Origin of the sequence: Mucilaginibacter gossypiicola, from assembly GCF_900110105.1 — a bacterium.
In the GTDB taxonomy this organism is placed as follows: domain Bacteria; phylum Bacteroidota; class Bacteroidia; order Sphingobacteriales; family Sphingobacteriaceae; genus Mucilaginibacter; species Mucilaginibacter gossypiicola.
This window is the reverse complement of the sequence record NZ_FOCL01000002.1, coordinates 725,593-739,783: the sequence shown is the minus strand read 5'-3', so window position 1 is coordinate 739,783 and position 14,191 is coordinate 725,593. Positions and strand designations below refer to the sequence as shown.

Annotated in this window: 15 protein-coding genes; 3 read left to right on the top strand and 12 right to left on the bottom strand. The window is 43.2% G+C overall.

Going from position 1 to position 14,191, the window contains the following annotated elements; all coding sequences use genetic code 11:
• Positions 1-38: 38 nt before the first annotated feature.
• The 9 genes from BMX50_RS08510 to BMX50_RS08470 all read right to left on the bottom strand — a co-directional run bounded on the left by BMX50_RS08510 (position 39) and on the right by BMX50_RS08470 (position 8,193).
• The gene (locus BMX50_RS08510; RefSeq protein ID WP_091210065.1) at positions 39-677 is read right to left on the bottom strand and encodes an MBL fold metallo-hydrolase; all 639 of its coding nucleotides are present in this window, start codon (positions 675-677) and stop codon (positions 39-41) included.
• Positions 678-735: 58 nt separating this feature from the next.
• Positions 736-1,239 carry a DUF2199 domain-containing protein gene (locus BMX50_RS08505; protein WP_091210064.1) on the bottom strand — a complete coding sequence of 168 codons (504 nt, stop codon included), beginning with the start codon at positions 1,237-1,239 and terminating at the stop codon, positions 736-738.
• 5 nt (positions 1,240-1,244) lie between these two features.
• Positions 1,245-1,769 (bottom strand): Uma2 family endonuclease, encoded by a 525-nt coding sequence (locus BMX50_RS08500; protein ID WP_091210063.1) that lies wholly within the window; start codon positions 1,767-1,769, stop codon positions 1,245-1,247.
• A gap of 633 nt (positions 1,770-2,402) precedes the next feature.
• Positions 2,403-3,032 carry a SprT-like domain-containing protein gene (locus BMX50_RS08495; RefSeq protein ID WP_091210062.1) on the bottom strand — a complete coding sequence of 210 codons (630 nt, stop codon included), beginning with the start codon at positions 3,030-3,032 and terminating at the stop codon, positions 2,403-2,405.
• A 332-nt stretch (positions 3,033-3,364) separates the two neighbouring features.
• Positions 3,365-5,479 carry a ferrous iron transport protein B gene (gene feoB, locus BMX50_RS08490; protein WP_091210061.1) on the bottom strand — a complete coding sequence of 705 codons (2,115 nt, stop codon included), beginning with the start codon at positions 5,477-5,479 and terminating at the stop codon, positions 3,365-3,367.
• Between the two features lie 10 nt (positions 5,480-5,489).
• Positions 5,490-5,705 carry a FeoA family protein gene (locus BMX50_RS08485; RefSeq protein ID WP_091210060.1) on the bottom strand — a complete coding sequence of 72 codons (216 nt, stop codon included), beginning with the start codon at positions 5,703-5,705 and terminating at the stop codon, positions 5,490-5,492.
• Between the two features lie 647 nt (positions 5,706-6,352).
• Positions 6,353-6,742 carry a VanZ family protein gene (locus tag BMX50_RS08480; RefSeq protein ID WP_091210059.1) on the bottom strand — a complete coding sequence of 130 codons (390 nt, stop codon included), beginning with the start codon at positions 6,740-6,742 and terminating at the stop codon, positions 6,353-6,355.
• Positions 6,743-7,123 carry a glycine cleavage system protein GcvH gene (gcvH, locus tag BMX50_RS08475; RefSeq protein ID WP_091210058.1) on the bottom strand — a complete coding sequence of 127 codons (381 nt, stop codon included), beginning with the start codon at positions 7,121-7,123 and terminating at the stop codon, positions 6,743-6,745. It abuts the gene before it with no gap.
• Positions 7,124-7,245: 122 nt separating this feature from the next.
• Positions 7,246-8,193 carry a tetratricopeptide repeat protein gene (locus tag BMX50_RS08470; RefSeq protein ID WP_167667845.1) on the bottom strand — a complete coding sequence of 316 codons (948 nt, stop codon included), beginning with the start codon at positions 8,191-8,193 and terminating at the stop codon, positions 7,246-7,248.
• A 139-nt stretch (positions 8,194-8,332) separates the two neighbouring features.
• Between BMX50_RS08470 and BMX50_RS08465 the strand changes: the two genes are divergently transcribed.
• The 3 genes from BMX50_RS08465 to BMX50_RS08455 all read left to right on the top strand — a co-directional run bounded on the left by BMX50_RS08465 (position 8,333) and on the right by BMX50_RS08455 (position 10,918).
• Positions 8,333-9,544: a serine hydrolase domain-containing protein gene (locus tag BMX50_RS08465; protein ID WP_091210056.1), complete on the top strand. Its 1,212-nt coding sequence runs from the start codon at positions 8,333-8,335 to the stop codon at positions 9,542-9,544.
• Between the two features lie 125 nt (positions 9,545-9,669).
• Positions 9,670-9,984: a YbaB/EbfC family nucleoid-associated protein gene (locus tag BMX50_RS08460; RefSeq protein ID WP_091210055.1), complete on the top strand. Its 315-nt coding sequence runs from the start codon at positions 9,670-9,672 to the stop codon at positions 9,982-9,984.
• Positions 9,985-10,240: 256 nt separating this feature from the next.
• Positions 10,241-10,918, top strand: a complete 678-nt coding sequence (locus BMX50_RS08455) for a metal-dependent hydrolase (protein ID WP_091210054.1) — start codon at positions 10,241-10,243, stop codon at positions 10,916-10,918.
• Positions 10,919-11,108: 190 nt separating this feature from the next.
• Here the strand turns inward: BMX50_RS08455 and BMX50_RS08450 are convergent, their stop codons facing one another.
• The 3 genes from BMX50_RS08450 to BMX50_RS08440 form a co-directional block, all read right to left on the bottom strand.
• On the bottom strand, positions 11,109-11,297 hold the full coding sequence (locus BMX50_RS08450) for a hypothetical protein (RefSeq protein ID WP_091210053.1): 189 nt from the start codon (positions 11,295-11,297) through the stop codon (positions 11,109-11,111).
• Between the two features lie 72 nt (positions 11,298-11,369).
• The gene (locus BMX50_RS08445) at positions 11,370-12,632 is read right to left on the bottom strand and encodes a glucose-1-phosphate adenylyltransferase (RefSeq protein ID WP_091210052.1); all 1,263 of its coding nucleotides are present in this window, start codon (positions 12,630-12,632) and stop codon (positions 11,370-11,372) included.
• Positions 12,629-14,053 (bottom strand): glycogen synthase, encoded by a 1,425-nt coding sequence (locus BMX50_RS08440; RefSeq protein WP_091210051.1) that lies wholly within the window; start codon positions 14,051-14,053, stop codon positions 12,629-12,631. The genes BMX50_RS08445 and BMX50_RS08440 overlap by 4 nt, the downstream gene beginning before the upstream one ends.
• Positions 14,054-14,191 lie beyond the last annotated feature (138 nt).

Below are 14,191 nucleotides of genomic sequence, written 5' to 3'. Positions count from 1 at the left end.
TTTTGCTTGTGCTCAGTAAAACGTTACTATGATGTTAACTAAGTTAAAAACGGATTGTTTTGTTTTTCATAGCCGATGGTTGTTTCGGGGCCGTGGCCGGGATAAACGGTAACATCATCGGGCAGGGTGAACAGTTTGGTCTCGATATTGTCTATCAGCTGGGTAAAGTTACCGCCGGGTAAATCCGTACGACCGATACTATTCCTGAACAGTACATCTCCCCCTATCAGGATTTTTGCCTCTTTATCATAAAAACACAAATGTGCAGGCGAATGTCCCGGCGCAAAAATCAAATGCAGAGTGGTATTGCCAAAATGGATGGTACCTGTTTCGGGCAAAAACTCATCGGGCATAGGTGATACCTCATATTGAAAACCCATAGATGGGGCATAAGCTACCACGGCTGCCAGTACTTCTGATTCGCCAATGTGGAAACGGGGTTTAAGGCCGTATTGGTCAAACACAAATTTGTTACCTAATACATGGTCAACATGGCAATGGGTATTAAGCAGCATAACAGGCTTCAGGTTATTGCTTTTGATGAAATTAACAACAGCGTTTTGCTCGGGTGCGGTATACATGCCCGGGTCAATGATCACGCATTCGCCGGTTTCATCGTGCAAAATATAGGTATTTTCCTGGTAAGGGTTATTTACAAATGATGTAACTTTTGCCATGCGGTAAAAGTACGGAATAAATTGATTGGGTGATTTGGGATCAGGAAAATAGGAAAAGCTATTGGCTTTTTGACATGTCCGCTATTCTGCGTTCAGCTTCATCTTTCTCAATGCCATTATAGTAATCAGTTACAAATGGATGCTCAAAACCTTCATGAGGTACAACCTCGGGCCGCTCATTACCAGCACGGGTATTAACGGTGGTGTGGATAATGAATGTATCTTCATATCCTGGTATATTATTGCTTAGGTATCCAAAATATGATGTTATGTGATTCTCGTTATCGAAGTTATCAGCATAGTCATTATAACTTTTTTCGCTTAGTGAAACCCATATGCCATAGTCTAAATTATTACAATGGCTGTTAACTTTTTGAATTAGAGTAGCTCTAATGAATAAATCTGTTTGATTTTTATAATTGATGATGCAATGATCCGACCCAAGCTCGGCTATGTTATTTTTATCTTCGTTGCTAAGTCTGTAATATGCATACGGTGCATTGAAAGTAAGGGCTGGCCATTCTTCGTGTTCTTTGCCGCAATGGCTGCAGATATAACTCATGTTTTTTACAAATTAAAGCTGCACCCCAAAACCGCAGAGGTGATTTTACCGGTGAGTTCATAAGCCAGCTCGTACTGATTGATTTCATTAAAAGCAAACATGATCACCTTCTTGTCCTCAGGATCAATAATGAAATATTCTTTCACACCAGCCTTTTCATACAGGCTTTTCTTTTTTAAAGTGTCATGGATGCGGTTGCCTGACAATATTTCAAAAACAACATCTGGCGCACCATGAATGCCATCTTTTTGGATGATGGATTTATTTTCATTGAGGATCACCAGTACATCTGGCTGTAAAACGGATTGTTCCTGTTCAAAATAGACATCAGCAGGGGCATGCAGAATTACACCTTTTCCTGTTTCTTCTAAAAAATTATACAGCAGGGCCGAAAGTTTTACGGAAATAAATTGATGATCGGTGTTGGGTGCCGGCGTCATGATGAGTTGGTTGTACAGCACTTCGCACCTGGTACCCTCGGGCAGCATCCGGTAGATATCGACAGCAGTTGCAGGGATGGTAGTACTCATGTTGTAAATACTTTTATGCTAATTTAGCTAAAACAGCTTAAATAAAAAAGTTTGCGCCTGCACGGTTCAGGGAATCGCTTTTAAAACAAACAGGCGACACGGGGCACCTATGGAGCCTGTTGCAAAAGTAATATGTTGCTATAAACACGATACTCCTAACGGAGTTATAAGATTTAACGGTGACAACCCCGGAGGGCAATGTCATTAAGTTAAGGGGAAATTCCCCAGAGGGGGAACAGGTTTGTAGTAATATCATATACCGAAAATAACCGTGCCAGAGGTACGGAACACTCGGAGTTGTGTACCTCTGGCACACCAAGACAAACAAATCTTTAATTTCTACAAACCTTTTGCACCTCTGGTGCAACCTGTCAATCCCTTAACTTAATGACCACCCCCGAGGGGTAGCGTGTTTATAGGGAAAATTAAACGAGTTTCAAGGCTCCGTAGGTGCCTCGTGTTCCAAAAGTGATTTCCCTGCTGCGCGGTAAGGAAACCCCATTTAAGTTTGAAAAATTTTTACGAATTGATCGAATTACACGAATTTTAAATTGCAGGTCAATCAAGATTCGTGTAATTCGATTAATTGTAACCTACTTGAAAGGCATTCGTGTATAAATTTCTTTCTTTAATCTAAGCCGCTGTAGCTCCCTCAATCAACTCCACCTCGGCTACCGGGCTAAACAAATAAATGCGTTTGGTAGCCACTTCAGTACATTTAAACCGTTTACGCAGCTTTTCATCCTTGCGGAATACCCTGCCGTCCTTCAGCTTGAATAATGCCTTAAGCGGAATCTTTTCAACCGTTAAAATTGCTTCCGACTCTTTTGGCGGGTCGTATTTGCGCAGCGAGCGGTACAGGTTAAGATCCGAGCAGCTTGAAGCAGCTGGATTATCCAGATAGTTTATGATAGCTTTTTTAACATCGGCCGGAAAAATTTCCTTTTCAAAAAATGGCTGCATCATTTTTTTGAAATTGTTTTTCCACTCTGTTCCGTGGGGTTTGGCTTTTTGCTTATGCTCGTTCCAGGTATGCAGGTGCGCAAACTCATGTACGGTTGTTACCAAAAAAGCATAGGGGTTAAGATCATAATTAACTGAGATCCGATGACCTTTGCCTCCGTAAGGTGAACGATAATCGCCAAATTTACTGTTGCGGTTGCGCGAAATTTTAAATTCGCATTTGAAGTAGTCGATCCACCGGGCAATAAGCGGGGCCGCTTCTGCCGGTAAATATTTCTCTAAAACTTTTACTTTATCCAATTTTTACCTCAAATCAAAGATAAGAATTTTGCGGCTTATAGTTCATAGATCATGGTTCATCGCTTTTTTTGTTATTGTTCTATGACTAAGAAGCTGTTTAAATTTATTGTTTTTAATTGTAGAGACGCATAATTGCGTCTCCCGCATACAATTTACGATGGCAAGATAACCTTCAAAAAGACTTGTCCTACGGGAGATGCAATTATGCGTCTCTACGCAAAAGAAATTTTCACTCATTTTTAAACAGCTCTAAGTAAAGTTAAAATAAGGTGCATTGCTCAGCTTTTTTACCATGAACCATCAATTATGATCCATGAATTAAACTAAAAAAACTACTTCAACCAGTGATACACAATAAATGATGCCGTATACGCCAACATAGTCATATAGGCAAACTGAGCGGCCGGCCATCGCCAGTCTTTAGTTTCGCGGTACACTACAGCCACGGTGCTGGCGCATTGCATAGCAAAGGCATAAAACATCATGAGCGAGAAAGCTACCGCCAGCGTAAATACTGGTTCACCGGTTTCTGGATTTTTAGCTTCATGCATTTTTTCCTGTACCGATTGCAGCTTGTCGGCATCGCCCTCCACGCTGTAAATGGTGGCCATGGTGCCCACAAATACTTCGCGGGCAGCAAATGAACTGATGAGCGCTATGCCTATCTTCCAATCAAAGCCAAGCGGTTTAATAACGGGCTCAATAACATGACCGAATACGCCGGCATAAGAGTTTTCCAGTTTTTCGGAAGCGATAACTTTGGTCAGGCTGTCCGGTGTCATGGTTTTGGTGTATTGCGGCTGGGCGTATTGTTTATCTATTTGTGCAAACCTGTCGCCCGGACCGTATGATTTCAATACCCATAGTATTACCGATACCGCAATGATCACCTTGCCGGCTTGCAGCACAAAGGTTTTTGAACGGTCATACATGGTAAATATCACATTCTTCCATCTTGGCATGCGGTAAACGGGCAGTTCCATGATAAAGTAGCCACGTTCGCGGGCTTTCAATATAAACTTCATCACAAAAGCCACAATAACAGCCGAAAAAATGCTGAGCACATACATGGCCGTAAGCGCGAGGCCTTGCAGGTTAAAGATCCACCACACGTTTCGGTTAGGAACAACCAATGCAATCAATAAGGTATAAACGGGTAAACGGGCCGAGCAAGCCACCAGTGGCGTTACCATGATGGTGATCATCCTGTCTTTCCAGTTTTCGATAGTGCGGGTACTCATGATAGATGGCACTGCGCATGCAAAACCGCCGATAAGCGGCACTACCGATTTACCGTTGAGCCCTACCTTACGCATTACTTTATCCATCATGAAGGTAACGCGCGACATGTAGCCCGTATCTTCCAAAATAGAGATCAGCGCAAAGAGGATAGCAATTTGAGGAATAAACACCAGCACCCCACTCAGGCCGGCGAGTACACCATCAATGATCAAACTACTCAGAGGACCGGCAGGCAATACTTTAGCAGCACCGGCTTGCAGCCAGATAAACAGGTCTTCAATGAGCGACATCGGATATGCCGACCATGAAAAAATGGCCTGGAATATGAACAGCAAAATGGCGAAGAAGATCACAAAGCCAAATACTTTGTGGGTAAGGATCTTATCTATCTTGTTGCTTACAGTTTCGTCATGTGCCGTTTCGGGCTTGGTAACGGTATCGTAAAGCAGATCGTTGATGAAATTATAGCGGGCAACGGTTTCTGTAGCCTGTGCTTTTTGCGAGTGGAAAGCGTGCTCCTGCTCCAGCTGTTCAATGCGGTCGCTTTCGGTTGCCGAAAGATAGCTCAGCGTTTCATGCTGATGGGCGAGCTGAAGCGCCACATAGGGATTTTCAACCTGCATCTCCCCTTTTATCTGGGCTATAATGCCCGGGGCGATGCTTTCAATATCAATGGTATCCTGCTGCAACGGCACGCTGTTGGCAAAGGCAATGGCGCTTTTAAGCTTATCGATGCCGGTATTTTTCCTGGCAGAGATAGGTACAACCGGTACGCCCAGCTTTTTGGCAAAAAGATCGATGTTTATTTTGATGCCTGCTTTCTCCGATACATCGATCATATTAAGCGCCACCACTACGGGAATCTTCAGGTCGGCAATCTGGGTATAAAGCAGCAGGTTGCGTTTTAAGTTGGATGCATCCAAGATCACCACAACCAAATCGGGCACCATGCCTTTTGATTTATCGGCCAGTACCGAAAATACAATAGATTCGTCTTTACTTTTTGGGTAGATGCTATAAGTGCCCGGAAGGTCAATTATTTCGGCCGTGCGGCCATCGGGCAGGGTACAAAAGCCTGTTTTTTTATCAACAGTAACCCCCGGAAAGTTTCCGATTTTTTGATTTAGCCCGGTTAGTATATTAAATAGAGTTGATTTACCGGTATTTGGATTTCCTACAAGAGCAACTCTTATATTGTTTTTCAATGCTTACAAACTACTGCAAAATGATGGTGGACGCTTCAAACCTGCGTAAGCTAAGCTGATAGCCGGATACGCTGATGGCAATAGGATCGCCAAGAGGGGCAATACGCGAAATGCGGACTTCTTCGCCGGGTAAACAACCCATCTCCATGAGTTTTACCGACATTTCAAGGTCGGTAAATTCCTTTACAATACCTGTTTCGCCTACTTCCAGTTGTGATAGCCTCATCATTTATAATATAAAACGTAGCAAATGTAAGCTTATTTATATTAAATCCAAATAAGATGCGCCGTGATGTGCAGATTTTAAATGTGCAGATGTGCAAATGACTTTAATGTGAAATTTGGATGGAAATGCGAGGGGTTCCAAATGTGCAGATTTCAAATGTGCAAATGACTTTTTGATGCCATTGATTCTGCTTTTACTGACGCGATCCTGTCAGTGTTCAGTTTTTAAAAAACGGGTGTTCAGCTTTTAATTTCTAAAAAATACAAGTCTTTGATTATCAGTAGTGATTTGTTCATGCTTGATAATTTGCCGATAGCTACTAAAATTAAGGCGCTGATTATCAGTAGTGTTTGTTTTGAAAAAAATCGCAAGTGTTTACACTTTAAAAAGTTGAACACCCACAAATTGATTAGTAAATTGTGCTTTGCCTGAAATAATCTTACTCGCTAAACCATCATTTGCACATCTGCACATTTAAAATCCGCACATCTATCATCATCTGCACATCTAACTTATCATTTGCACATTTGAGCCTGTTGCTTTAACTTTTCCAAAATGCGGACAGCCACAACCTTTGTGGAAAATTCCGCATGATGAAGCCCCTGTTAACAGCAGTGCTCCCAATAATATAATCAGTTTGTTTTTTTTCATTTTTTTCCAATCGCCTCAATAGTCAGCATAACGCTAAAAACACCCATGCAGGCACCTAATACATCACAAAAAAGATCATTCCAATCGCCGGTGCGCCAGGTGAAAACGGATGCCTGCAGCACTTCGATTAATCCCCCGAAAAATACGCTGACAATCCAAATGACAAACATACCTGTATACGTAAGCCGCCGGGGCTTTTGTTGCCTGATAACACCAAAACTAACCAGCACAATCAGGGTGAAAAATAAACCGCAGTGTGTAAGCTTGTCAAAGCCTTCAAAAAATAACGGCGATTTATCAACCGAGTCAAGGTGTACCGAGCAAATAACTAAAACAAATAAGGCCCACAAAATAGCGGGCCCGTGATATTTTAAAAGCAGCTTCATTTATACGCCGATAACCGTTTTGTAATCGTCGGCAGATAAAAGAGAATCAACATCAGCAGCATCAGCTACGGTGATCTTTACCATCCAGCCTTCGCCATATGGATCAGTGTTAACCAGCTCAGGTTCGCTGTTTAGGGCCGGGTTAACTTCAGTTACAGTACCGGTAACGGGCATAAACAGGTCAGATACAGTTTTAACTGCCTCAACAGTACCAAAAACCTCGTCTTTAGCAACTTCTTTACCTAATGAAGTAACGTCAACATAAACAATATCGCCCAGCTCACTTTGAGCAAACTCAGTGATGCCTACGGTAGCTACATTGCCTTCAACCTTTATCCACTCGTGGTCTTTAGTGTATTTTAATTCAGCCGGAAAATTCATGTCGTTAAATTTTGTGTGTTCAAAAATAGTAAAACTTTGGCTTTCGCAATTATGGATATGTAAATTATGCAATCATCATTTTCTATATGGCATAGCAATGATTTATCGGCGATTAATTTGCATTAAAATTTTCTTTCGGCAGATGCTATCCACTCATCCAGTGCTTTGCGCTTATCTGCATTGCTTTGTAGCCAGGCAGCACCTCCGGTTTTATCCGCACTTAAACCAATCAATTTAACCGCTGTTGGAAAATGTGGGGATTGTGACAGCTTGTAAAAAAAAGCCGCGTAATAATTCCAAAAGAAAGATTGCTTGCCGGTTTTTTCGCCAAGTTTACCAACAGCAGTAAAAATATTTTTTAACTGGGAATCCAGCTGGCTGCCTGATGCCGCAACCGAGGTTCCTAAAGTTTTATTAAGCATCAGGGTTTCGGGATCTGCTTTTGCTGCTTTCAGATCGCCGCCTTTCAGTAAGCTTTGCAGGTTGGTGTAAGCTTCATCAGCACGGGGGCCTTCCGGGTCGAGCAGCAGGAAGCTGCACAGGCCCATCAATGCCGGTACCCTCTTGTTTTGATGGAAAGTTACCAATCCGTATAAGCGCTGGCTGTTGGCATGTTTGGGGTCGAGGTTAATAGCTTCAATGGCGGCCAGCTCAGCCTCGGCATATTTTTGCGCCCGGAAATAAGCTATCCCCAGATTAAAATACAATGGCTGATAATCGGGCTTTAATTTTATGCCTTCTTTATAAGCATCAATAGCTTGTTGCGGCTGATGTGCGGTATCATAAATACTGCCCATGAGTTCATAAGCCGGCCCGGTAAGGTCGCTTCCTGTTTTAATTACTTTGTTAAGATAGGGTATCGCTTCAGTTCCCTTGCCCGAAGCATTGAGGCTGAAAGCCAGCTGGTAGTTGGCCTGTGCGTTATCGGGCTCGGCAGCCAGCGCCTCTTTATATTTTTCAATAGCCGCGGCGTAATTTTTTTCACTGTTAAGCCTGATACCTTCCTTTATCGTGCTGCTAACATCAACAGTTTGAGCCTGTGCCAATCCTGCAACGAGCACTAAAGCCATAATGAACAAGCCTTTTTTAAACAAAATCATGCTTAAACATACTAATTGTGCTAACTAACAGAAAATTTTAAAACTTTAATTAATACCTGCTGTATAATTTCTAATTTTCGCATTCGTTTAGTGTGAGATAAATTGCTTTATGAGATTAGTGTACAAAAGCCTGGTAGTGTTTGCTGCCCCCCTGTTACTGTTAGCCTGTTCATCAAAAAATAAAAACAAAGATCAAGCGCAATCGCAGATTGCTGCCAAGCCGCTTGATACCGCGGCGCTGCTTGCCTATAATCCTAAAAACGCCGATAAAAAGATAGATGCCGTAATGCAGGAGCTGCATCGCACGCGGGGCTTTAACGGCAATGTGCTGGTGGCAAAAAAAGGTAAAATAGTTTACGAAAAAGCCATTGGCTGGGCCGACTACCTGCACCGCGACAGCCTGAAAATAGGCTCGCAGTTTGAGTTGGCGTCGGTTACCAAAACCATGACATCAACCGCTATTTTGCAGCTTATGGAACGCGGTAAACTGAAGCTTGATGATGATGTTAAAAAGTTTTTCCCCGATTTTCCGTACGATGGCGTAACCATTCGCCTGTTGCTCACCCACCGTTCGGGCATGATGAACTATGTGTATTTTGTCGACGATATCTATCGCAAAAATCATTTGAACCAGCGCAAAGGCCTTACCAATGCCGAGGCCATGAAAATGATTGCCGATAATAAGCCGACACGTTTCAATGAGCCGAATAAACGCTTCCTGTATAACAACTCCAACTTTATGGTGCTTGGTTCCATCATTGAAAAAGTGAGCGGAATGAGCTATGCCCAGTTTATGCAGGAAAATGTGTTTAAGCCGGCCAGTATGGCGCATACCCATGTTTATTCAAAAGCGGTATATGATAAAATACCTGTTGATGTTGTTGGGCATGATCGCGGCCAGTGGCGCTACTCGGTAGTACAGAACTTTTTGGACGGCCCGGTGGGCGATAAAGGCATCTACAGCACCGTTGGCGACCTGTTTTTGTTTGACCGTGCCTTACGTGCAGGATTGTTGTTAAAACCGGCCACACTTGATTCGGCCTATGTGCCGCGCAACCCGATGGTTCACGGGCACTTTAGTTATGGCTATGGCTGGCGCACATTTACCGCGCCCGGGCAAGAAGTGATCTATCACACCGGCTGGTGGCATGGTTTCAGGCACATTTACCTGCGCGATATGAAGAACGATATTACCGTGGTATTGCTCACCAATCTGGCCAATGGCAGTCTGCTCAAACTCGATGACCTGTTTAACACAGTTGGCATGCCTGTTGTGCGTAAAAGTGCATATAACGGAAATGGTGATACCAGTGATGATTAATGGGGTTGGAGAATGGTTTATTGGGTTGATTAGGTGAGTGGTTTTAATCGGATAATGATTGATCACCTTTTCTGCTCGCCTTCCAAACCACTCATCCAATCAACCACTCACTAAAAACTAAAACTATGTTTGATAAATTAATGGAAGCCCAGCAAAAGGCTGGTGAAATGAAAAAACGCCTTGATGCCATCAGTGTATCAGGTTCGGCCGAGGGTGGCAAAATAGTTGTGAATGCCAACGCCAGCAAAGTGATCCAGTCGGTACAGATCGATCCCGATTTTTTAGCAGGTGCTGATAAAGAAGAACTGGAAGAACTGCTTGTTGTGGCTATCAATAAAGCGATTGAGCAAGCCGAAAACATTAACCAGAGCGAAATGGCAGCCATGACCCAAAGTATGTTTGGCGGCTTGGGCGGCCTGGGTAATATGTTTGGTAAATAACCAATTCTAACGCTCCTTTTTTTAAAGATATTAAAGCGTCATTGCGAGGCACGAAGCAATCCCCGATAAGCAGAGCCGCTCTGTATAGTTTGGGATTGCTTCGTGCCTCGCAATGACGCTTTTTTTGTGAACGAATTTTTACCCTTTGACGATTATAGAACTGCCTGTTCAAACATCTATTTGTAACTTTTCTGCCACTAAATCAAATCGCTGGTATAAGTGTTTTACTTTTGATCAGATCATAAAATAACATTCTATGAAAACTACTTATTATGGCCAATCGGCACTTGAGATTGTAACTGGCGGAAAGAAATTACTTTTCGATCCGTTTATAAGCCCTAACCCGTTGGCAAAGGATATTGACATTCACAGCTTAAAACCCGATTATATCCTGGTATCGCATGGCCATGGCGACCATGTGGCCGATCTGCTGGAAATTGCTAAGAGCAGTGGTGCGAAAGTAATTTGCATTGCTGAAATTGCCGGATGGCTTGGTACCAAAGGTATTGAAAATGTACACGGAATGAATATTGGCGGCGGCTTTAACTTCGATTTTGGCCGGGTTAAAATGGTGAATGCTGTACATTCAAGCACTTTGCCTGATGGTTCGCCTGGTGGTAATCCTGCAGGCTTCGTTATTTACGCTGAAGGAAAAGCGGTTTACTTTGCCGGCGATACTGCACTTACTTATGATATGAAGTTGCTGGAAGATGACAACCTCGACTGGGCATTCCTGCCTATCGGCGATAATTATACTATGGGTGCTGATGATGCTATTAAAGCAGCGGCATTTATAAACTGCAAAAATATTATCGGTGTTCATTATGATTCGTTCCCGGTTATTAAAATTGATAAAGACGAGGTAGTTGAGAAGTTTATCAAAGCGGGTTTGAATTTGAAGTTGCCTGCTATTGGTGAGACTATTGAGTTGTAGTTTTCGCTATAACGTCATTGCTGTACGAGGCAATCGCACGGAAGCATGGCCACCCTGTATAGCATGCGATTGCCGCGCTACGCTCGCAATGACATGATTTTTTCAAACGCGAACAGCCCCAGCAAAATGCCGGGGCTGTTCGCGTTTTGATACCACCGAAATTAAAACTTCCGGCTTCAGACTTAAAGACTTATTTCCTCTTCATTTTCATGGTGTCTTTTTTCATGGTGGTATCTTTTTTCATTTTTTTAGGCTTGTTTTTCTTCTTGGTAGTATCAGTTTGCATAATGCCTTTTGACGGGCGAACTACTGTACCGTGAGCGAAAACGCTGCCGAAAGAGATCGCTGCTAAAGCGATCAAACATAGTGCCTTTTTCATAGTTGATTATGTTTTAGATGGTTAGTACTATCTATAACAAATTAACTATGGTTTGTTTTTTTTATTTTTTAATTAAATAACTGTGCCGCTTGGTATTATAGCCCGTTTCTTAACTACAACAATGCCGTCCTGCACGGTATGGGTGCCGTAGTCGCCGTCTTCAAGTTTCTCGCCACAATTAATGATTACATTGTTACCGATGTACGTATTTTTATCAATGATGGCGTTTTGGATATGGCAATTATCACCAATGCCCATAATTGGCGAACCGCTTTCCTTACATTCAGCTATCTCCTCGAGGGTTTGATAATTGTCGCTGCCCATCACGTAACAGTTTTCGATAATGGTATTTACACCGATACGGGTACGAATGCCGATTATGGAATGTATGATCTGTTTAGCATTGATGATACAACCATCCGCAACTATGGATTTCTCCATCAGTGTGCCTGATATTTTTGACGGCGGCAACATACGTGCGCGGGTGTAGATCGGGTTTTTATCAAACAGGTTAAACTTAGGGATATTGTCGGTTAGCCCCAGGTTAGCCTCAAAGAATGATGGAATTGTACCGATATCTGTCCAGTAGCCTTCGTATTGATAACTGGCCACACGGTGGCCTTCAATTGATTGTGGGATGATCTCTTTACCAAAGTCGGTACGCTCATTACCTTCAAGCAACTCATACAGCAGCTTGCGGTTAAAGATGTAAATACCCATCGACGCCAGGTATACACGGCCTTCTGCCTGCATCTCCGGACTAACTTCTGATGCCCAGCTTTCGAAATTGCTTTTTGGCTTTTCGATAAACGAGGTGATCATGTTGTTTTCGTCCGTTTTCAGGATCCCAAAGCCAGGAACATCAGCTGCATCAACCGGGATGGTGGCAATTGAAATTTCGGCATTGGTTTCGATATGGTGGTTAATCATATCTTCAAAATCCATCTGGTACAACTGATCGCCCGAAAGGATCAGTACATACTCAAATTCATGCACTGCCAGGTGGTGTAAACTTTGCCTAACAGCATCGGCCGTACCCTGGAACCAGGCTACGCTTGATGGTGTTTGCTCTGCTGCAAGGATATCAACAAAAGCATCACTAAAACTGCTGAAGTGGTATGTGTTTTTGATGTGCTTGTTCAACGAGGCCGAGTTAAACTGCGTTAACACATAAATACGCGTAATGCCCGAGTGCAGACAGTTTGAAATGGGAATATCTACCAAACGATATTTACCCGCAATTGGAACTGCCGGCTTTGACCGCGTTGCGGTAAGCGGTGATAAACGGCTGCCCTGGCCGCCACCGAGCACAATGGAGATTACTTTGGATGTCATAAAGTTAGTTTTAAGCTTTCGTATAGTTCAGTGTATTGTTGTGTTGAGCGTGCCCATGAAAAATCAAGTGCCATCATTTGCTTGCGGAGCTGCTGCATTTTAGCAGTATCCTGGTAAAGTTGTTTTGCCCTGAAAACCGAGTGGCAGATATCCTGTACGCTGGCTTGTATAAAGCGGATACCATAGCCCCCCTCATCGCCAAAGTCAATAACGGAGTCTTTCAATCCTCCGGTAGTGCGCACAATTGGCATGGTGCCGTACCGCAGTGCATACAGCTGGTTAAGGCCGCAGGGTTCTACGCGTGATGGCATCAAGAGGAAATCGGCCCCGGCATAGATCAGGTGCGCCAATGACTCATCATAGCCTATAAATACATTGCAGTGTTCGGGATATTTATTTTTAAGCTGAAGCAGGGCCAGTTCGTTTTCTTTATCGCCTGCACCCAATATTACAAAGTTTACTTCACCTTCGTTTTCGAGCAGACTGCGCTCGATGGCGGCAGGCAACAGGTCGGCACCTTTTTCAACGACAAGGCGACCGATAAAGGTGAACAACGGTTTTTCGGGGTCAAGCTCAAAGCGTTTGCAGATAGCCTCTTTATTAGCTTTTTTGCCTTTTGCCAATGTTTTAACCGAAAACTTGTTCGGGATCATGGGGTCGGTTTGCGGATTCCAAACCTCGGTGTCGATACCGTTCATGATACCGTAGCCCTTTGCCCGTTCAATATAAAACAGGTATTCTAATCCGTTCGAGTTGTAGGTAAGCTCCTCCAGATAAGTTGGCGACACCGTTGTATAACGCCAGCTGCATTTAACTGCAGCTGCCAGTGGATTGATGCCTCCTGCCCAGTCGAGCAGGCCTGTTTTGGTCAGATCGATCTCCGGTAATAAGGACAGCCTGTCCCAGCCGAAAGCACCGTGGTACTGACCATTGTGTATGGTAAATATGGTTGGTGTATTAGCCAGCCTTGTATATAGTTTTGAATGATAAAGCAAAAACGGGACTAAACCGGCATGGTGATCGTGGCAATGGATCAGATCGGGTGTTTGCTGCGAATAGCTGATCCAATCTAAAAATGCCAGTTGAAAGGCCATGAACTGATCGCGTTCATCCGGGTAGCTGTAGATATTTTCCCTGTCGAGCAAGCCCGGGATTTTTACTAAATAAAGCTCAAAACCAAGTTTATTTGTTTTCTCTTTTAATATCTCGAAGAAAAGGCGGCGGTTACCAAGCAGGGTTGCCGCAGCAAAAACAATTTCAAAGTCGTTTTCCTGGGTAAACTTACGGTCGTAAAAAGGCATAACAACTGCAGCCTGCAAACCTGCAAGATTCTGGTACTTAGGCAATGCGCCAACAACATCGGCAAGCCCGCCAACTTTAGCAACGGGATAGCACTCGGCACTCAAATGGTATATTTTCATTCAGGTTTTATTGGCTCAATTTAAGCAAAGATTACCAAAAGAGAAACCTATGAGAATTAATATAGTTTTGGAAAAATTAGATAAAAAGCACTGAAATTTTATTATCGTTAAGATGTTATAGTTGTAAAAATGATAGGG

Excerpts from the sequence above, each read along its gene's own strand:
- BMX50_RS08510 (WP_091210065.1), bottom strand. The coding sequence starts at position 677 with ATGGCAAAAGTTACATCATTTGTAAATAACCCTTACCAGGAAAATACC.
- BMX50_RS08505 (WP_091210064.1), bottom strand. The coding sequence starts at position 1,239 with ATGAGTTATATCTGCAGCCATTGCGGCAAAGAACACGAAGAATGGCCA.
- BMX50_RS08500 (WP_091210063.1), bottom strand. The coding sequence starts at position 1,769 with ATGAGTACTACCATCCCTGCAACTGCTGTCGATATCTACCGGATGCTG.
- BMX50_RS08485 (WP_091210060.1), bottom strand. The coding sequence starts at position 5,705 with ATGAGGCTATCACAACTGGAAGTAGGCGAAACAGGTATTGTAAAGGAA.
- BMX50_RS08480 (WP_091210059.1), bottom strand. The coding sequence starts at position 6,742 with ATGAAGCTGCTTTTAAAATATCACGGGCCCGCTATTTTGTGGGCCTTA.
- gcvH (WP_091210058.1), bottom strand. The coding sequence starts at position 7,123 with ATGAATTTTCCGGCTGAATTAAAATACACTAAAGACCACGAGTGGATA.
- BMX50_RS08470 (WP_167667845.1), bottom strand. The coding sequence starts at position 8,193 with ATGGCTTTAGTGCTCGTTGCAGGATTGGCACAGGCTCAAACTGTTGAT.
- BMX50_RS08465 (WP_091210056.1), top strand. The coding sequence starts at position 8,333 with ATGAGATTAGTGTACAAAAGCCTGGTAGTGTTTGCTGCCCCCCTGTTA.
- BMX50_RS08460 (WP_091210055.1), top strand. The coding sequence starts at position 9,670 with ATGTTTGATAAATTAATGGAAGCCCAGCAAAAGGCTGGTGAAATGAAA.
- BMX50_RS08455 (WP_091210054.1), top strand. The coding sequence starts at position 10,241 with ATGAAAACTACTTATTATGGCCAATCGGCACTTGAGATTGTAACTGGC.
- BMX50_RS08450 (WP_091210053.1), bottom strand. The coding sequence starts at position 11,297 with ATGAAAAAGGCACTATGTTTGATCGCTTTAGCAGCGATCTCTTTCGGC.
- BMX50_RS08445 (WP_091210052.1), bottom strand. The coding sequence starts at position 12,632 with ATGACATCCAAAGTAATCTCCATTGTGCTCGGTGGCGGCCAGGGCAGC.
- BMX50_RS08440 (WP_091210051.1), bottom strand. The coding sequence starts at position 14,053 with ATGAAAATATACCATTTGAGTGCCGAGTGCTATCCCGTTGCTAAAGTT.